This is a genomic window from Moorena sp. SIO3B2 (assembly GCF_010692525.1).
GTDB lineage: Bacteria > Cyanobacteriota > Cyanobacteriia > Cyanobacteriales > Coleofasciculaceae > Moorena > Moorena producens.
Genome location: NZ_JAAHHE010000128.1, coordinates 1 through 18,202, shown reverse-complemented (window position 1 = coordinate 18,202; position 18,202 = coordinate 1). Strand labels below are relative to the sequence as shown.

Genomic DNA, 18,202 nt, shown 5'->3' with positions numbered 1-18,202 from the left:
AGTTTAAATGCGGGACAGCTTAACCAATAAACAATAACCAATTAACCGGTTTATTGATTAATCATTATCGGTATCCGTGTAGGAATTGTGATAATTTTTGTTCCCTGTTCCCTTTGCTATCAGGATTTGTTATGGTTTGTTATTTTTTAAGACGTCTTTGGTAACAAGGCTAATCAAGTGGTATATTCCGCATTAATCCGGACATAGTCATAACTCAAATCACAACCCCAAGCCTGACCAACACCATGACCATTGCCCACATTAATCTGAATTAAAACCGTATCTTCTTTAAGATAAGCACCAGCAGCAGCCTGCTTGAGATAATCACTAGCCTGTTGACGGTCAAACCCTAAGGGTTGACCATTTTCCATCAGCAACACATCCCCTAACTGAATCCGCAGGTTTTCTTGCTCAAAGGGTACTCCTGCACGGCCAGCGGCTGCGGCAATTCTGCCCCAGTTTGGGTCTCGTCCAAAGATGGCAGACTTGACCAAGGATGACCCAACAATCGTCTTAGCAATTTGACGAGCCCCTTTATCATCCGGTGCGCCAGTGACTTGGACTTCAATCAAACAGGTTGCCCCTTCTCCATCCCGTGCGATCGCTTTTGCCAAATGCTGACATACTGCTGTCAGCATCCCCTCCAACTTCTGAGCTGCTGGTCCCATTTCTGTAATTGCTGATGTTCGGGACTGACCATTAGCCAAGGCAATTAGAGTGTCATTGGTGCTGGTATCCCCATCTACCGTAATTTGATTAAAACTTTTATCCGCTGCCCGCTGTAACATCTCTTGCCACAGGGAAGTAGAAACTGCAGCATCACAAGTTACAAATGCTAGCATAGTCGCCATGTTGGGATGAATCATACCAGATCCCTTAGCCATACCACCAATCCTGACCGGACGGTCATCAATCATGGTTTCCATAGCAATGGATTTAGTGACTAAATCCGTGGTAATAATCGCTTGAGCTGCTGCATCGGAACCAGTTTCGGATGCTTGTGCTACCAATTGGGGAATTCCTGACAATAGAGCATCCATCTTGATACGTTGACCAATCACCCCTGTCGATGCCAACAAAATCGAATTAGGAGAAACATTGAGTGCTTCACCCAAAGCTTTAGCACTAGCTAGAGCATCCTGCCAACCCTGCTCACCCGTTGCTGCATTGGCTTGTCCAGCATTACACAAAATAGCACGAGCACTAGCTTTAGCTTGTAAGCGTTGACGGCAATAATCTACACAAGCAGCCCGGACATGACTGGTGGTGAACACCCCAGCTGCGATCGCATCCACCTCTGATAATATCAACCCTAAGTCTGGCTGACCCGAAGGTTTTAAACCTGCGGTAATGCCTGCTGCCTGATAGCCCCTGGGAGCTGTTATCCCACCACTAATCTCTTGCCAGTCCGACATGATTCCTCCATTTAAACCATAATTCATGCCCAATCCGGGATTATACCAAGTCTTCTGGACTTACGCACCAAGGGTATTGATCTGTAGCTTGATGTGTAGCCGTAATTTCCAGAATTGCTATAAAATCTCAAAACTTTACAAAAAAACAAAAAAAGGGGTTACACCCCTCATACAAAATAGTGTATATTTTGATATGTAGATGCACCCTGATGATCGGGAGGGTCACGACAGTGACTCTCCTTTTCTTTGTTATTTGTTATTTGTGATTGGTCATTAGTGATTGGTGATCAGCAACAGCTGGCAAGCCCGTTACCTCAATCACCCTTGAGCTTCTTGCCCAAAATTTGGTTAGTCAGCTTAGGATCAGCTCGTCCGCTAGTTTTCTTCATCACCTGTCCCACAAAGAAACCTTGCAGCTTGGTCTTACCATTGCGATACTGTTCGAGTTTCTTAGGATTGGCAGCCAGTACCTCATCAATAATGGTTGAGAGTTGATCCGGGTCAGAGATCTTAATCAAACCCTTACGTTCCACCAGTTCCCTAGCAGAACCACCTTGAGACAGTAATTCTGGCAAAATCTCCTTGGCAATCTTACCACTAATGGTGTCATCATCAATCAAGTTAATCAGTTCTGCCAGAGTATTGGGTTTCAGAGCAATCTCTGTAATAGCCAGTTTCTCAGTCTTAAGATAAGCAGCAATATCTCCCATTACCCAGTTTGCGGCTTGTTTGGGATTAGCATTAGCAGCAACAGTTGTTTCAAAATACTCTGCCACTTGACGATCATCCGTCAACACCCGGGCATCATAGGCAGAAAGTCCCAGTTCACTTTCATAACGATGCCGCTTCTGGGCAGGAAGTTCTGCTAGCTCACTGCGCCATTGCTCTAATTGTTCCGTTGACACTTCAATCGGTGGTAAGTCAGGTTCAGGAAAATAGCGGTAATCGCTAGATCCTTCCTTAGTCCGCATACTAATGGTGCGTTGACTACCCTCTTCCCAAAGGCGAGTTTCTTGAATAATCGATTTTCCAGCTTCCACAGCTGCGATTTGCCGGTCAATTTCGTACTCAATCGCCTTCTGGATAGCATTGAAGGAGTTCATATTTTTGATTTCAACTTTGGTGCCAAACTCCTTTTGACCCACAGGACGTACAGAGATATTGACATCACAACGCAGGGACCCTTCTTGCATGTTGCCATCACTGACACCGATGTAGCGTACAATCCGACGCAGCTCTTGAGCGTATTCTGCTGCCTCTTGACCAGAGCGCAGATCCGGTTCTGATACTATTTCAATCAGGGGTACCCCAGCACGGTTGAAATCTACTAGGGAGTAGGTAGAACCAGCCAGTCGGTCACTACCAGCATGAACCAGTTTCCCCGCATCTTCCTCCATGTGTAGGCGAGTGATGCCAATCGTTTTACGGATAGGATTACCGTCATCATCGGACACTTCAATTTCCAGTGAGCCATGCTCAGCAATGGGCAAGTCGTATTGGGAAATCTGGTAGTTTTTGGGTAGGTCAGGATAAAAATACTGTTTCCGGTCAAATTTGCTGTAGGGGGCAATCTGGCAATTGAGTGCTAAACCCGCTTTGACAGCATACTCTAGTACCTTTTGATTCAGAACCGGTAACACTCCTGGCATCCCCATACAAATTGGGTCAATATTGGTATTAGGGGTAGCACCAAATTTTGTGGAAGAGTTAGAAAAAATTTTGGTTTCGGTACTAAGCTGACAATGGGTTTCTAAACCAATGATTGCTTCGTATTGAGTTTTAGCTGGTGCAGCAGTAGTCATTGGATGTTATGATTAAAGGTTAACTTTATTGATGGAGCTTAGGGCATTTTTTGTCCAGTCTTCCCATTAATGTACACTATTTCATTAGCTACAGCGTCAATCATTGCAATTACTGGCAGGATTCAAGTTAACAATTTTTAGGTAACTTTTTATGTTTCCAGCTTGGTAATTGTTCGACCTTTTTACATACCATTATTATAGCAAATGTGTCTTACGCTATAATGTCGTAAGTGTAATGTTAAAGGGCTTTTTTTAACTAAATACTTACGTTTAATGGCTAGGCTAGCTGATGAAAATTAGAGACTGTTTATAAAGTAAATCTTAAGACAGCGATTACTTGGTGAATATTGGTGGGTTACGGCGGACAGCTCTGTTAATAGGTGAGCTTTTCTCTTGGTGCGCGTTCACCCTTGTCGGGAAACCCGACCGGGGTCGCACCGCAATCAGCTGATCATCTTTCCCTGTCGTGATCAGGAGTGTAGCGATATCACAGAATCATCTTAATGTCCAGATCACCCGGCTGTTTTTTAGTCAGCGATTTTAGATTAATGTGACTAAAGATTCGACAGAAAACAAAGGTCTTTCATAAGCTAGGCGATGGACGCGCGTCCCGCTTTCAGCGAACGCATATCAGCCTGTGATCGCCTTTCATCAAGCAATCATCCAGTGATCTTATTAGGTCAAATCAGGGGTAAGCATGACTAATCGACAAATCCCACTAACAGAAGACTACACTCGCCCTTGGGCTCTTATGCGTCTACTGCCTAAATGCCAAAGGTACACAGTTGCTAGGTTCTTTAATCGTCAGGATGCTCATAACCATCTCCGATTTTTGGATCGGTATATGCCAGAAGCAAAGTTTGAAGTAGTTTTCGATCTGCCTATCAATGAGGATACTAATCAGGTGCTTTGACACGTTAACAATAAATAACATCGGGCAATAACATAGGGTGTAGGTAAACCTGTGGTTTTCAAGGGCCGCCCCATAGCTGATTAGGGTTTAACCTACTAAAAATTCATTCTGAGCTGTTGCTCCTAATACCTTGCCCTAACCCTCAACACTAATTGGAAAGAGTAAAATGGTGCTTATTAACGAGATTGCAAAAATCCTGAAATTCTCTCCACTGCTCTTTCCAAAACTTCTGGTTCGTGTACTAAGGCAAAACGCACATAGCCTTCACCAGCCTTGCCAAAACCAGCTCCTGGAGCAGCAGCCACCCCAGTGGCTTCTACCAAGCTAGTACAAAATTTCACTGAGTTCCCTGCCCAAGGTTCTGGCAATTTTGCCCAGACATACATAGTGGCTAGTGGCACTGGCACTGACCAACCAATCCGGTTTAAAGCATCGACAAAGGTATCCCGTCGCTGTTGATAGGTGGTGACTACAGGTTTAACAATGTCTTGAGAACCATTCAACGCTGCGATCGCACCATTGAGAATCCCCCTGTATTGGTTAAAGTCAATGGCCGCTTTCACCTGCCGCAAAGCTCGAATCACTTGAGCATTACCGATAGCATAGCCAATCCGGAAGCCTCCCATATTGTAAGACTTGGAAAAGCTAAAAAACTCAATCGATACAGTTTTATCTGGGTCTGCTTGCAAAACTGAGGGAGCAACAGAGGTGGGATTAAGGCTTTCTGGGATTTTCCCGATCTGCTCCCCATTCCCTGTGGTATCTTCAAAAACGATATCAACGTAGGGAAAATCGTGAACTAATACCAGGTTATGGCACTGACAAAACGCCACTGCTTCCTGAAAAAAAGATAAGGGTGCGATCGCAGTAGTGGGATTATGGGGATAACTCAACACCATCATCCGTGCTTGAGCTAGCACTGGCTGAGGGATATCCTCAAATACAGGCAAAAAATTGTTTTCTGCCAATAGGGGCATGGGATAAATCTGACCACTGGCTAGGTGGACACCACCGGCATGGGAAGGATAGCCTGGGTCTTGTAGCAGAGCAAAATCCCCCGGATTAAGCACAGCTAAAGGTAAATGAGCTGTGCCTTCCTGAGAACCAATCAGTTGTAGCACCTCAGTTTCTGGGTCAACCGGAATACCGAATTTTTTAGTATACCAGCTAGCTGCTGCCTGACGAAAAGCTTTAGTACCATGAAACAGCAAGTAACCGTGAGTGCTGGGATCATACAACGAAGCTTCAATCGCAGCACACACATGGTTGGGAGCTGGTAAATCGGAAGACCCTAATGATAGGTCAATGATTTCTTTCCCAGCAGCAGCCAACGCTTTTGCCTGATCCATATCGGCAAATACATTTGCTTGCAGGGGTTGTAAACGTTGGGCAAACTGCATTTTAATCTTAGTCTTTTTCTTTTGTCTATTCTTTTCGAGCCTTTCCCATCGGTTGCGCTGGCATTGCTCCCATTGCCCCTTACTTCCCTAATTTAAAGGTTCTCATCGAGCATAGTCTGCAATTGACCTTGGGTAATTGCTCCCTCATGGGATTTGGCTAGCTCACCATTTTTAAACAGTCTTAGAGCAGGGACACCCTCTACCTTGCACTTGGCAACGGCATCTTTATTTTGGTCTACTTCCATCTTAATGACTTTTAAGCGATCGCTATAATTTTCCGCAACCCAGTTTATTGATGAGGATACTAAGCGGCATGGTCCACACCAAGTTGCCCAAAAGTATACCAGTACTGGCTTCTCGGCTTTTAAAACTTCGGCTTCAAACTCTTGATCTTCGATTGTAATCACATTACTCACAACGGTATCCCCTCAAAATACTAGATTAGACTGCATTGACACAATCTATATATTAATTGCTTGAACTTTCCCCCAGCTCAAAAATGGGGGATTATAAACAATTGTTACGAGATGGGCGTAGAGCCGCATCTGGACAGGTTGAGTATAGGATATTTTACTATGACTGAAAACATCATACCGTTTGCATAATATTAAAACTTCCTTGAAAAAGAAGTTTTAATCAAGCCGTCGGAGTTGTCAGCCTTTATGCTTTATCGGCTTTTATAAAATCGAAATTTATACAATTGCACAAAAATTTGCACAAAAAAACGGGTTAACCCGCTATACAATTGGTCAACCCGTGAGCTTGGGAACGCCTAAATGGACTACTTTTGTAGCACCAACTTAACGTTGGCATTGTTTAGGCCACGCTGCTTGACTTCTGCCAAGGTCTTGTTAACGGCATACTTCTGGTTGATGGAGTTGATCAACTCGGTTTGGTTGTGCTTCTTCGCCACACCCCAAAGGTCACCAATCAGGTCAAAGGTGCCATCACTGTTGCGAGACCAACCTAGATCATATTCGCCTTCGAGAACGGCAACCAAGTCAGCGCGAACTCGTTGACCATTGTAGCCGCGAACATCAGCTTCTGTCTTAACATTGATTCCCAGGTCACACAGGGAAGTCTTCAGGATTTCGGCATCGGTGATTTTAGTGCGCAGAGTGCTAAAGTGAGACATGTGGATTTCCTCCAGAAAAGGTATCAGAGAAAGGACAACGTAGCGTTTTACTTTTATGGCTAGCCGCCCTCAACAATTACAAGCGGCTACTTATCAAACTGCTAGCAATTTTTTGCTAGCCTTTACTCCTGTTGGGAGCAGGAGAAAGCCTGTTAGAACTCCATACGCTGATATTCAGCTACGGAGGATGCAGCAGGTCGCGCGCGTTGCCTAGCCCAGTCCCTCAGGGCTGCAACCTGCTCTGTCATCGTGCGCGATAGAGGCTGAGTTGATTTAATCGCGGCAATAATATCCAGTTGAGTAAACTCCCGGTCTTGAGCAAATGCCTCGTACATCGCTGCCACCAGGGCTTGTTCAATCTCAGCCCCAGAAAAACCTTCAGAAACCTTAGCTAACTGTTCAATGTCAAAGCGATCAATATCTCCACGCCGCTTTTTCAGGTGAATTTCAAAGATTTGCTGGCGTTCTTGGGTGTTGGGTAAATCAACAAAAAATATCTCATCAAAACGACCTTTGCGCAGGAATTCTCCTGGTAGGCGCTCCACTCGGTTGGCTGTCGCCATCACAAAAACTGGTGAGGTTTTTTCTTGCATCCAGGTCAGGAAAGAACCAAAGATTCGACTTGAAGTACCCCCATCAGAGTCAGAAGAACCACTGCTACCAGCAAACGACTTATCAAGCTCATCTATGAAGAGAATAGCTGGAGAGATTGATTCTGCCGTCTTCAAAGCATTGCGCAGGTTGGCTTCCGAGCGCCCTACCATCGAGCCATCGTATACCCGCCCCATATCCAGGCGCAATAGTGGCAGACCCCATAAACGAGACGTAGTTTTGGCAATCAGAGATTTACCACAGCCAGGAACCCCTAGAATCAACATTCCCTTCGGTTGAGGCAAACCATATTCTCTCGCCCTCTCTGTAAAGGCATTAGAGCGCTGCTTTAGCCAACGCTTCAGTTCCTCTAACCCTCCTATAGAATCGAGGGTTTCATCTTCTTCGATATACTCTAGGATACCGTTGCGGCGGATGATCTGCTTCTTCTCGGATAGAACAATATCGACTTCAGCTTCGGTGAGACGACCAGCTTTAACGTAGGCTTTGCGATAAACCTTCTCTGCTTCATCCCGGGTCAAGCCTAATGCTGCTTTGAGCAGCTTTTCCCTAGTTTCTGTAGTAGTTCGACGAGTTTTGCTCTGATCCAGTTGGTGGGATAGGACTTGGTTAAGTTCCTTAAGGTTTGGTAGGGGAAAGTCAAGCACGACCACTTCCTTTTCCAACTCAATAGGAATCTGCTGCACCGGGGACATTACGATGATAGACTTTTTAAGAGACTTCTTAGCTTCCTCCCTAAAGCTTGCCATCGCATCCCGCAACCATCGGGTAGTTGCTGGTGCATCGATAAAGGGATGTAAGTCCTTAAAGATGTATATACCAGGTTCTTTTTGTTGAATTACCCACTGAACTGCTGCCTCAGGAGAGACCGTATTGTGCTGAGTGGTGTGGCGCGATTGACCATACTCAACAATCCCGTGAGTGACGGTCCAAACAAAGACTCGTTGCTGTTGAGACTTCCTTTGAGCAATCATTGCTATTGCCCTCTCTGCCCGCTCCTCCTCGGGAGTCACGAGGTAGATTAGAGGATATTGAGCTTGAATGAGAACGTTTATCTCTTCTTGCATAACTCTACCTAATATTAGAGACGGCTTACAACTGCCCAAACATCTTCAACTGAACCACTGAGCTAACTAAGTCTGCTCTGGGAGTAGATTAATTTGTCTACCTTAACTTTGGCTACCTTAACAAGGAACCAATTCCTCTTCTCCGTGAGAATCGGTAATGGAGCATACTTTCGCTGTTACCTTTTCTACTGGGAGTTCTTCCGATATCACACCAGGTTGGTTTTTCAGAGCAACTAATTGTCCCTCTGAGAGAACCAAGTCACTAGAACACTCAGGACAGGAGTATACTTGATGGGTTTGTCCATATTGGTCTACCTCTTCAACCACATCTTGGTGTTCTATGTAGAATATAATCGCCCTCTCAACCATAGCTGACATTGATTCAGAATCAACAGCCGCTTTTATTTTGAGCCGACGGTGCAATCCTGGTGGAAGATAAAGAGTAACTTTTTGCTTGTCTTGCATATATTTTTTATATCGTTGTACCCGGGTATGTATTTAACCTTATCGGCTTCCTCTCTAGCTGTCAAGACATTAAGCTGCTATGACGGCATAATTGTTACATTACTTAATATTAGGGGGCGGAAGGAAGATGGTTATCTTATTGATATGGAATAGGATTTAGTTGGCAAGGGATGGAGCGCCCTCAAAGGTAGCGATGGTGAGGCCAACGACAATCTCCACGGGTCTTATAGCGCTACGCTTAGCGTGAGAAGGAACGAAGTCAGAAGTCAAAAGTAAGCGATTACTTACGTTTCGGAGTTTAGGAATGTCAAACATCTGAATGGGTAGTGCTATACAAAGTAAGGACTAACACCTAAGGCATTACCTTCAGTCCTCCACGACATATCAGTTGTCCAGTTGTGAGGGTAAGTTCAAGAAGCTCCACCTCTGGTCCTAAATTTATTAGAAACCCATCTAAGCTAATCGGGGGGGCATCAGGGTCTATCTGAACTTGCAAGGGGTTCAGTTCCAGTTGGTTGGGGGTCGCCAGTTGGATACCAGCACGAATTACTATCAGCTTGGTACCAACATCAGGATTAGTTGAAATGCCTCTTAAGGTCAGCTGTCCTATATTGATATTAATCTTTTGCCAGCGTATTTGTGGCTGTTTTGGGTCGTTACCGGGTTTAATGATATCATCTGATTTAAGGAATGTATATAATAACTCCGTCAAAGCGTTAGATAACAAGGGTGCTTCAAGAGATGATTGCAGGTCTGGTTCTAGGAGTAATAGCTGACCCACTACGGGAACTGGTTCTAAAAGACGTAGGGGTTTACCCTTAATTATCTGACCCAGGTTAAGTTTAATATTACTGCCTTCGAGCTGAATTTGGGTTAGATGCAGTCCTTGATAAACTGCTTGGTTGGCAGCAAGGGCAACCTGAGGAATGTAACCAGTCAGGATTTGGCGATCGCGTCCCACAATGCTTAGTTGCAATGTAGCAACTTCCTCTACTTGCGATCGCAGCCACAGCCGTAGCGCTGGGGAAATAACTTTGCTGATAATCTGGCTTGGCTTTTGCTTCGAGCTTTTCGGAGTTTTAACCAAAAGAACACCTTCTTGTACTATTTGTACATAGTATTTTGAAGTCGTTGTCTAATGGAAATCAACTCCTGGGCACACTATAAGCATAAGGCAAACTAAATTCAGCATCACCATAGTCCAGAAGACAAAGCTCAAGCCAAATGTTGGGTCATGGAGGAAAGAGTACAAAAAATTCTTTCACAGTGGGGTATTGCGTCACGGCGTCGAGCCGAGAAGATGATAGCCGCAGGACAAGTGCGCCTAAATGGTACGACTGTACATTTGGGGCAGAAAGCTGATCCAGAAACAGATGTAATCGAAGTGGATGGCAAACCGATAAACCCCTATCAGCGACCTCAATCTATCTACCTTTTACTGAACAAGCCTGCTGGAGTAGTTTCCACTTGCCGAGATTCCCGGAATCGTCCGACAGTAATTGACTTATTACCGGATAAACTAACCAAGGGTCAGGGGATTCATCCTGTAGGAAGGCTGGATGCCGATTCTACAGGTGCATTACTACTGACCAATGATGGTGAGCTAACATTTCGCCTGACCCATCCTAGTCATCACATACCTAAGACGTATCAGGTTTGGGTACGGGGTAATCCCCCAGAATCGGTCCTGCAAACTTGGCGTGAAGGTGTTAATCTGCTGGGTAAAAAAACGTTACCCGCTCAAGTCCGTGTACTTAAGCGTAAGGGTCAATCCACACTTTTGGAGGTGGTCTTAACCGAAGGTAGAAACCGACAGATCCGTCGTGTTGCTCAACTGCTAAGCTATCCAGTGATTCATCTACATCGTACTGCTATTGGCCCGATTAAATTAAATCTACCAGGAGAGCCAATTCTTCCTTGTGGTGACTACCGTGCCTTGAATGATGTAGAGGTGAGTTTTCTTACCAGTAAATCCACCATTGTTCAGTAAAAATGCCAGCAGATGTCGAGGAGTACCGTGTATGAATGAAAACAAAGTCCCGTTGCAGGAACAACAACAGAAGAAGCTGGCAGAAATGGGTTCATACCTGTGCCAGTTACGCACTCAACAGTCTAAAAGCATTGGGGAAATTGCCACTTGCACCCGAATTAATGCACGATTTTTGAGGGCAATAGAGCAAGGCAAGCTAGACCAATTACCAGAAGCTGTGTATGTTCAAGGGTTTATCAAGCACTTTGCGGATGCACTAGGCTTAGATGGAGACGAGTTTGCCAAGGCTTTTCCCACTGGGGTAACTGTACAAAGGTCAACACTTTCGTGGGGTAACAGTTGGATTCCTCAACTGCGACCGTTTCATCTTTATTTGTTCTACATTGGCTTGGTTATTGGTTCGGTGAGTGGCTTATCTGTCCTAATCAACCCTTCTAAGCCACAAATAACTGATAAGGAACCAAACTTGTCTCCAGCTCAATCATTACCGACACCCGGTAATTTAGATCAAACTAACTCGCAAGCGCAGTTAGCCTTAACCAAGATACCGTCCAGTCCACATAAGCCAGTTCAGGTGGATATCACTCTCAAAGGTAGATCTTGGCTTCTGATCGTGGCAGATGGCAAGAAAAAATATGAAGGCATCCTAGAAGAAGGAACCCAGAAGACTTGGGTTGCTAACGAAAAACTATTTGTTAAAGCTGGGGATGCTGGCAATGTAATCGTTGAGTTCAATAACCAACAGGCAAAGCAGATGGGGGCTCCTGGTGCAGTACAAGCATTAACCTTTGCCGCTAAACCTAGACCCTCTCTCCAGTAGTCAAGCTTTCTAGGGGAAAAGCATTAAATTCATCAATCTTAAACATTAAAAAAGCATATAATTGGGGGCAAAAACCTATAGATTTTAATAAAAAAATCGCAACCTATAGCATTTAAAATTAAAAATAGATTCATGAAAACCAATGCTGATTTACCATAACACGAAACAATTGTCGGCTCTCTTTCCTAATGTTACCTGTTACCTTTGTTAATCAATTAAATTTGAACATATCAAATTCAAATGCTATAGCACTTAACTTATATAAAGTCCAGTTAATCCCTTGTATAGACTATAATTGTGTAGGATTGTGAGTTGAAGATTGTCAACTAATAATTAACATTTTTGTCAAAAAATAAACAACCAATAATGAACTTAATAGGATTAATTGTTCAAACTATTCCAATACAATATAACTAGGCTTGCTAGTCAGAACTGGGAGCGCGACCGTAAGTGTGAGTGAGGATTTTGAGGCGATTAGCCAATTCTTCACTCAACGCATTCGGTTGATAGCGCCATTGCCAGTTACCTTCCACGGTACTCGGAAAATTCATTCGAGCATCTGTGTCCAGACCTAAAATATCTTGCACAGGAATAATTGCTTGGTTGGCAATACTACTGAGCGCTAATCGGATTAAATCCCAATGGATGCCTTCTTGGCTGACTGGTCCGGAGTAATTAATTATAATCTGCTTATCTTCAGCAGAGAGTTTTTTAAACCAACCCACTGTTGTGTCATTATCATGGGTGCCGGTGTAAACCACACAGTTTTGGATATAGTTAAAGGGTAAGTAAGGGTTACTTGATCCCCCACTAAAGGCAAACTGTAAAATTTTCATACCAGGAAACTGGAAGCGTGAGCGTAATGCTTCTACTTCTGAAGTGATGATCCCTAAATCTTCCGCAATAATTGGCAAATTGCCCAACTTGTCTTGGAGTACTTCAAAAAATTCTTTTCCTGGTGCCTTAACCCATTCTCCAGTGATGGCAGTTGTTTCTCCTTGCTTGACTTGCCAGTAGGCCTCAAATCCCCGGAAATGGTCAATCCGCACAATGTCTACATACTCCAAGATGGTTTGGAAGCGTTGTATCCACCATCGGAAGTTATCTGCCTGTAACTGTTCCCAGTTATAAACTGGATTACCCCACAACTGACCTGTGGCACTGAAATAGTCCGGAGGCACCCCAGCCATGAGTGTGGGTTCGCCAGTTTCGTGATCAATGGCAAAGATTTCCCGATGAGCCCAGACATCAGCACTATCGTGAGCCACATAAATTGGAATATCACCAATAATCTGGATCTGGTGATGGTTGGCGTACTGTGTGAGAGCTGACCACTGGCAGAAAAACTCAAACTGTAGGTATTTGTAGAAATAAATTTCATCTTGCAATTTCTGCCGCCAATACTCAACTGCTTTGGGTTGAGCCATAGCAATGTCTCGTTCCCAAGTATGCCAGCTACTCTGGTCAAACACATCACGAACAGCCATAAATAAAGCATAGTCTTCCAACCAGCTGGCTTTTGCTTGACAAAATTCTGTAAATTTATGGTGCTGTTGGGGTGAGGCGTTGGCACGGAAGCGATCGCAAGCTTGGTATAACAGGGGCATCTTGGTTTGAATTACCTGATTATAATCCACTGAGTCGAGGGGAAACTCTGGTAGATTGGCAAAGTCTTCATCCTTGAGCAGTCCCTGCTTTTGCAATTGTTCTGGGCTAATGAGCAGGGGATTGCCTGCCATGGCTGAGTAAGAGCCATAGGGAGAGTTACCATACCCAATCGGACCAAGGGGCAAGATTTGCCAGTATTGCTGGGCGCTTTGTGCCAAAAAGTCAATGAATTGATAAGCCTGTAAACCTAAGTCACCAATACCAAAGGGACTGGGTAGGGATGTCGGATGGAGCAAAAGACCACTAGATCTGGGAAAAGGCATAAAAAAGCGATCAACAATATTGACATACTCCCGGCGCTGAATCAAAGATTACAGGGCGGGATTCTCACAGACAGTGATTCTTGATTCATCGAGACAACTTATTGAATTAGATTTCTCTTCATCAACAGCGGTCGAACTCTCCTCAAGCGTTCCCGGTTCCCCGGCAGATCCCCTATGCCCTAGGGTACTGTTGTTATTGCACTCAACACCTAGAATGTTCATACCTTTGTTTAAAATATTTAATGCCGCATTCGTATCCCGACATATTTCTGTCTTGCATTTAGGGAGCATCCCAATTTGGCAAATCCATGGCTCAAACTAACGAGAGTACTAGGGTTTAAAAACATAATTGAAAGTGTTATGGGCAAAAATGGGATGCTCCCTGCATTTAGGGCATTGATGAGTTCGAGTGCTGAGTGATTTCTTCACTCGATGACCACAATTTGAACAATCTTGGGAGGTATAGTTAGGGGCAACAGCAATCACTGTCTTGTCCCAAACCTTGCCAAAATAATCTAACCATTGAGTGAATTGATACCACGAAGCATCAGAAATAGACTGAGCCAGATGATGATTCTTGACCATGTTTTGTATCTTTAGGTCTATGCCTCCTAGCGTCGGCAGGCTAGCGCCAACGTAGACAACCACATCATTAGAGTGGACTACGCACCGAGCGAGCTTCACCGCCCAGTCTTCGTTCTCTCGGATGCAAGCTCCGAGAGCTGCGAAGACTTCGTCTTTACGCTGTCTTTGAACCTTCAAATGTGCCTTACCGAGTCTAATTCTGGCTTTGTGGTAGTTGTTGGATTGAGGTTTCTTACCCTTAACAAACTTTCTGGACAACCGTCGCTGTAGTTTCTTAATTCGCTTCTGTGCTCTTCTTAAATACTTAGGATATATTGCACCATTGTCGTTTTGGTCTTTGTAGAAATACTTCAATCCCAAATCAATGCCTACAAAGTTCCCTGTATAGTTTCCCGCTTCTTTACGATTAACATCAAAACAGAATTGAGCATAATAACCATCAGCTCGTCTAACCACTCTCACCCGATTAATTTTTAGCCTAAATAAGTCCTCTCTGGTTTCATGATTACAGAATAGAGAGAACGTACCTGCTTGAAAACCATCGGTGAAATTAATCGTTAAACAATCCTCTGATAGCTTCCAGCCCGTAGTTTTATACTCAACTGTTCGCGCAGCGTCGGCAAAGCCGTTGCGAGAATGCTTTTTGAACTGAGGATAACCTTTCTTTTTGGATCCCTCTCTACAGCGACGATAGAAGCTAGAGATTGAATTCCAAGCCCTCTGTGCCGATGCCTGACGCGCCATTGAGTTCAACTTTTTGGCAAAAGGATATGCGCGTGCCAGTTCTTTACACAGCTCAGACAGACGAGCCTTATTTACATCCGGCTCGTCGCGCCATAATCTAACTGCTTTGTTTCTAATGAATTGAGCAGTTCTTATGGCTGAGTCTATTGCTTGGTATTGTGCCTTAGACCCGTTTAAAAGCTTGGCTTCTCTGACTATCATCAGCCTATTTTACAACAAACAAATGCGGATCACCAAAAGTTCTGGATTCTTTTTTTTGTGGGTCGCAATTCATGAGGGGCTGTGTGCGGAATTTAGTTCAGCACCTTGAAAGCCCCGTCCCAACACCAAACTAGCGTTATGGTGTGAGCCTTATTGCTCCATTTAGGTAAGTAAGCCTTACGACATTCTCACCGTAGCACGGGTCAAAACGGTTTAAGGGTTAGGGCTTGTTCGCGTAGCGTGGCCTTTTGGCCAAGGCCAAGGCCAAGGTTGTTCGCCCAAGGCGATTCGGTTTACGGTAGGTTAAAGGGTGAAGGGGTGAGAAGCTACTTTTCACCCCTTCAGGTCAACATCGACCGTGAGGGATCAATTACGAGTGGCACAGCGGCAAAAACAACGTATCTTCTATTTCTTTGCGCACCGTCAGACTCAGCTGACAATTACTATTGAGGCACTCTACTAGCAAGTGATTAGCACGACTATACTGCTCTAACCAATCTTGGGATGTCTTGCTCAAATCCCATTGGTGACCCATATTACGATGCTCAATCATCAAAGCCCTTAATTGTGATAACCATTCCGGACCATGACTTTGCCACCATTGTTGAATACTATCTCGGTCGTCATCATCTAGGTCAGGTAGCTGATTTTTAAGCTTCTCTAGATAGTCTCCTATAGACTCAATCCCAGTCAGGTGATTCAAGTCAAGGGCAAGGTAAAGAGCACTGAGTCGGTCGTAAACTAGTTCTGGTGTCATAGCTTGGGCAACAGCTAAAGCATGATCTAAAGCTAAATCTAGGGCAAGTTCACTACCCAACTCCCCTCCTAGTCTGTGATCAATAGCCAAAGCTAAGGCTTGATTCCGGGAAAGAGGATGGTTAGGAGGAAGGGCAAGGGTCATGTAAAAGGCACGCACTGCTGCTGGCTTGTAGGGAGTATCGATGTCGAGGGATTTGATCTCGATCCAGTTCAAGAACTTGCTCAAGGTATCATCTAAAGCCATAACGCCTGGTGTCTGTTTGACTGAGTCAAACACCATTTCTGCACAGACTAACCGATTAACCTGTTGCTTGATCAGCAACAATAGCTGATCAGCATCTGGCAACATTTGTGCTGTGAGTAAAAATACTTCCCGCCAACGTTTCTCCTGTAGGTGTTCGACTAGCTGTAACAAAGACATCCCATTGCCGATCACAATCGCTCTGGCGGTAAAATACTCTTGAAATGTCAGATGAGAGAATGAGTAAATTCGTCGTGCCCGCTCTACCAATAGTCCATGCTGCACCTCGATAGATTTGAGTACTGCTAAGCTATCTAATTCTAAAGCTGCCTGGTTGCTTTGAGTTGCTGGTAATTTCCGTAAATAATCAGCAATTAATTGTTGCAGCCGAATTTCTTCAAAGAAATACTCCCCTTGCTCAAAGGTGATAACTGCTAATTGAGAAAGTAATTCTAGCTTGTGGGGCAAGGATAAATTACGATAAATATCATCTCGCTTAACACCCCGGGCTTCATCCCAGCGAATCAGTAGTAAGTCTAGTCCTTGCTGGTAAAGATCAGAGCGTTTAACAGGAAAGTCAGCTTTGGTTTGAAACACCAGACAGGCTAGATTCAGCAAGACTGGTGTTGTTGCTAGTTCTCTAATTTGCTGATTTTCTGGCAGCTTCATCTGCTCGATAAACAGAGATGCTTTCTCCAAACCTGATTCTGGGTCATTCCTTGCTATCGCCACAAACCACTTTTTAGCAAAGTGTTGAATTTGTGCTGGTTTGAAGTCAGCAATCTCAACCTCAGTAAATCCCCGAAATCGATACTGTTGAGCTGCAATACGACATGTGATGATCAGCTGATTTTTGTAATACTTTTCTGAAATCTTGCGGATTTGTTGAATAACTTGATTACTGGCAGTTTCCGGGACTTCATCCAAGCCATCCATTAAGATCAAGCCTCTGCCATAGCTGAGGATAGTTTCAATATCTTGTTCTGAAATACCACAACTTTGGAACTCTTGATTAATGTAGTTAAATAGGCTGAAACTACATTCGATCATAGCATCCTCGGCAAAGTTTTTCAATCGAATCAAAATCGGAACCCGATCCGATTGAAAATTTCCTTGATTGCACTGAATAGCCAGATATTGCAAAAAGGTGGTTTTCCCAGAGCCAGGTTTACCTAGCACCATCATTTTAGGATAGCGTTCTACCGCTTGCACTCCTGGTATGCTTTCCCGGCGCACTTTGCCTATACCCAAGCGGTCAAATTCCTCCGGTGGGAAGCCTTGCAAATCCTCAATTTCCAACCATCGTTGACTAGTGATTTCTTCGAGAATATTCACATCTACGTAGATGTGATCTAAACTCACCGGTCGAGCAATATCTAATAGGCGCAGAGTGCCACACTGATTTTGAATTTTGTCATGGTAGTGCGATCGCACTTTGGTGACGATGGCATCAACTCTACTTTTGTCCTCAGCTGCTTTCTGTTCTGCATCTATCTGAGCATCTTCTGGTATAGCGACAATCTCTTCCATCTCCAAATCCAGATGAAAGCAGATTTCGCTAAAAACGCGGCGGTCAACGGGTTTACCGGCAAAAAACTTCCAAATCGGTTGGCGAGTTTCTATGCCGATTTCACCCGCAAAATATTCTTGTGTCCATCCCTTGCGTTCAAAAGCCTGTTTGGCTTTTCTGATGCCGTCTGGAGATGCCTGGAGAGATCGCTTTGCCATAGCTCAAGCTTAATTTACTGAAAAATCTTTCGACACTCACCTATAGATTTCCCGAAAAATAGGTCAAGAGCCACAACGAACGGATCACAATGGGAAATTTTTGATCAGAGGGGGTGATGGGGTGATGGGGTGATGGGGTGATGACGTGATCAGGTGATGGGGTCAGAAGTATATAGAAATCCTCAATCATTTGTGAAAAAGAACCCATGGTGAGATTCTTACTTCTCTTCCTCCACTTCCGGTCTCAGACCCCTCTCCCCCTCTTCTGGTGTTTCACAACTCAAATCGGATTGCTATAGCAGAAGTCAGAAGTCATTTGTCAGAAGTCATTTGTCAGAAGTCAAACTCTTGCGCTTCTTGATGCAATAGCGAGTGGGGGAAACCCCCAAGACCG

15 protein-coding genes are annotated in these 18,202 nt (G+C 44.3%); 3 read left to right on the top strand and 12 right to left on the bottom strand.

Translation table 11 applies throughout. The features are described from left to right. Positions 1-173 precede the first annotated feature (173 nt). A complete protein-coding gene (gene argJ, locus F6K38_RS22815; protein WP_044491804.1) occupies positions 174-1,415 on the bottom strand; it encodes a bifunctional ornithine acetyltransferase/N-acetylglutamate synthase in 1,242 nt (413 codons plus the stop codon). A gap of 314 nt (positions 1,416-1,729) precedes the next feature. Further along, the gene (gatB, locus tag F6K38_RS22810) at positions 1,730-3,217 is read right to left on the bottom strand and encodes an Asp-tRNA(Asn)/Glu-tRNA(Gln) amidotransferase subunit GatB (protein ID WP_287313004.1); all 1,488 of its coding nucleotides are present in this window, start codon (positions 3,215-3,217) and stop codon (positions 1,730-1,732) included. A gap of 697 nt (positions 3,218-3,914) precedes the next feature. On the opposite strand from gatB, the gene F6K38_RS22805 reads away from it, so the two are divergent. Next, positions 3,915-4,130: a hypothetical protein gene (locus tag F6K38_RS22805; RefSeq protein WP_287357517.1), complete on the top strand. Its 216-nt coding sequence runs from the start codon at positions 3,915-3,917 to the stop codon at positions 4,128-4,130. Between the two features lie 176 nt (positions 4,131-4,306). Here F6K38_RS22805 and F6K38_RS22800 read toward each other — a convergent pair whose 3' ends face one another. From F6K38_RS22800 to F6K38_RS22775, 6 genes are all read right to left on the bottom strand, one after another. Then, on the bottom strand, positions 4,307-5,530 hold the full coding sequence (locus F6K38_RS22800) for an LL-diaminopimelate aminotransferase (protein WP_287357515.1): 1,224 nt from the start codon (positions 5,528-5,530) through the stop codon (positions 4,307-4,309). 92 nt (positions 5,531-5,622) lie between these two features. Further along, positions 5,623-5,946 (bottom strand): thioredoxin family protein, encoded by a 324-nt coding sequence (locus F6K38_RS22795; RefSeq protein ID WP_287357513.1) that lies wholly within the window; start codon positions 5,944-5,946, stop codon positions 5,623-5,625. 365 nt (positions 5,947-6,311) lie between these two features. Then, the gene (locus F6K38_RS22790; protein WP_008177691.1) at positions 6,312-6,665 is read right to left on the bottom strand and encodes a DUF1257 domain-containing protein; all 354 of its coding nucleotides are present in this window, start codon (positions 6,663-6,665) and stop codon (positions 6,312-6,314) included. Between the two features lie 152 nt (positions 6,666-6,817). Next, positions 6,818-8,344 (bottom strand): stress-responsive protein Ycf46, encoded by a 1,527-nt coding sequence (ycf46, locus tag F6K38_RS22785; protein WP_008177688.1) that lies wholly within the window; start codon positions 8,342-8,344, stop codon positions 6,818-6,820. Between the two features lie 117 nt (positions 8,345-8,461). After that, on the bottom strand, positions 8,462-8,809 hold the full coding sequence (locus tag F6K38_RS22780; protein WP_008177686.1) for a slr0373 family blue light stress response protein: 348 nt from the start codon (positions 8,807-8,809) through the stop codon (positions 8,462-8,464). A gap of 352 nt (positions 8,810-9,161) precedes the next feature. Beyond that, positions 9,162-9,896: an LmeA family phospholipid-binding protein gene (locus F6K38_RS22775; protein ID WP_008177685.1), complete on the bottom strand. Its 735-nt coding sequence runs from the start codon at positions 9,894-9,896 to the stop codon at positions 9,162-9,164. A gap of 147 nt (positions 9,897-10,043) precedes the next feature. Between F6K38_RS22775 and F6K38_RS22770 the strand changes: the two genes are divergently transcribed. Continuing rightward, the gene (locus tag F6K38_RS22770; RefSeq protein ID WP_008177683.1) at positions 10,044-10,799 is read left to right on the top strand and encodes a pseudouridine synthase; all 756 of its coding nucleotides are present in this window, start codon (positions 10,044-10,046) and stop codon (positions 10,797-10,799) included. Positions 10,800-10,830: 31 nt separating this feature from the next. Beyond that, complete coding sequence (locus F6K38_RS22765) at positions 10,831-11,619, top strand: helix-turn-helix domain-containing protein (protein WP_008177680.1); 789 nt, start codon at positions 10,831-10,833, stop codon at positions 11,617-11,619. Between the two features lie 422 nt (positions 11,620-12,041). Here F6K38_RS22765 and malQ read toward each other — a convergent pair whose 3' ends face one another. The 4 genes from malQ to F6K38_RS22745 all read right to left on the bottom strand — a co-directional run bounded on the left by malQ (position 12,042) and on the right by F6K38_RS22745 (position 18,016). Then, positions 12,042-13,550 carry a 4-alpha-glucanotransferase gene (gene malQ, locus F6K38_RS22760; RefSeq protein ID WP_044491801.1) on the bottom strand — a complete coding sequence of 503 codons (1,509 nt, stop codon included), beginning with the start codon at positions 13,548-13,550 and terminating at the stop codon, positions 12,042-12,044. Positions 13,551-13,880: 330 nt separating this feature from the next. Then, complete coding sequence (locus F6K38_RS22755) at positions 13,881-15,080, bottom strand: RNA-guided endonuclease InsQ/TnpB family protein (RefSeq protein ID WP_008177671.1); 1,200 nt, start codon at positions 15,078-15,080, stop codon at positions 13,881-13,883. Between the two features lie 370 nt (positions 15,081-15,450). Beyond that, positions 15,451-17,808: an NACHT domain-containing protein gene (locus F6K38_RS22750; protein WP_008177669.1), complete on the bottom strand. Its 2,358-nt coding sequence runs from the start codon at positions 17,806-17,808 to the stop codon at positions 15,451-15,453. A 40-nt stretch (positions 17,809-17,848) separates the two neighbouring features. Further along, on the bottom strand, positions 17,849-18,016 hold the full coding sequence (locus F6K38_RS22745) for a hypothetical protein (RefSeq protein WP_154659631.1): 168 nt from the start codon (positions 18,014-18,016) through the stop codon (positions 17,849-17,851). Positions 18,017-18,202: the final 186 nt, after the last annotated feature.

Bases quoted from the DNA above. Each gene is read 5' to 3' on its own strand.
- argJ (WP_044491804.1), bottom strand. From the start codon at position 1,415: ATGTCGGACTGGCAAGAGATTAGTGGTGGGATAACAGCTCCCAGGGGC.
- gatB (WP_287313004.1), bottom strand. From the start codon at position 3,217: ATGACTACTGCTGCACCAGCTAAAACTCAATACGAAGCAATCATTGGT.
- F6K38_RS22805 (WP_287357517.1), top strand. From the start codon at position 3,915: ATGACTAATCGACAAATCCCACTAACAGAAGACTACACTCGCCCTTGG.
- F6K38_RS22800 (WP_287357515.1), bottom strand. From the start codon at position 5,530: ATGCAGTTTGCCCAACGTTTACAACCCCTGCAAGCAAATGTATTTGCC.
- F6K38_RS22790 (WP_008177691.1), bottom strand. From the start codon at position 6,665: ATGTCTCACTTTAGCACTCTGCGCACTAAAATCACCGATGCCGAAATC.
- ycf46 (WP_008177688.1), bottom strand. From the start codon at position 8,344: ATGCAAGAAGAGATAAACGTTCTCATTCAAGCTCAATATCCTCTAATC.
- F6K38_RS22780 (WP_008177686.1), bottom strand. From the start codon at position 8,809: ATGCAAGACAAGCAAAAAGTTACTCTTTATCTTCCACCAGGATTGCAC.
- F6K38_RS22770 (WP_008177683.1), top strand. From the start codon at position 10,044: ATGGAGGAAAGAGTACAAAAAATTCTTTCACAGTGGGGTATTGCGTCA.
- F6K38_RS22765 (WP_008177680.1), top strand. From the start codon at position 10,831: ATGAATGAAAACAAAGTCCCGTTGCAGGAACAACAACAGAAGAAGCTG.
- malQ (WP_044491801.1), bottom strand. From the start codon at position 13,550: ATGCCTTTTCCCAGATCTAGTGGTCTTTTGCTCCATCCGACATCCCTA.
- F6K38_RS22755 (WP_008177671.1), bottom strand. From the start codon at position 15,080: ATGATAGTCAGAGAAGCCAAGCTTTTAAACGGGTCTAAGGCACAATAC.
- F6K38_RS22750 (WP_008177669.1), bottom strand. From the start codon at position 17,808: ATGGCAAAGCGATCTCTCCAGGCATCTCCAGACGGCATCAGAAAAGCC.
- F6K38_RS22745 (WP_154659631.1), bottom strand. From the start codon at position 18,016: ATGGGTTCTTTTTCACAAATGATTGAGGATTTCTATATACTTCTGACC.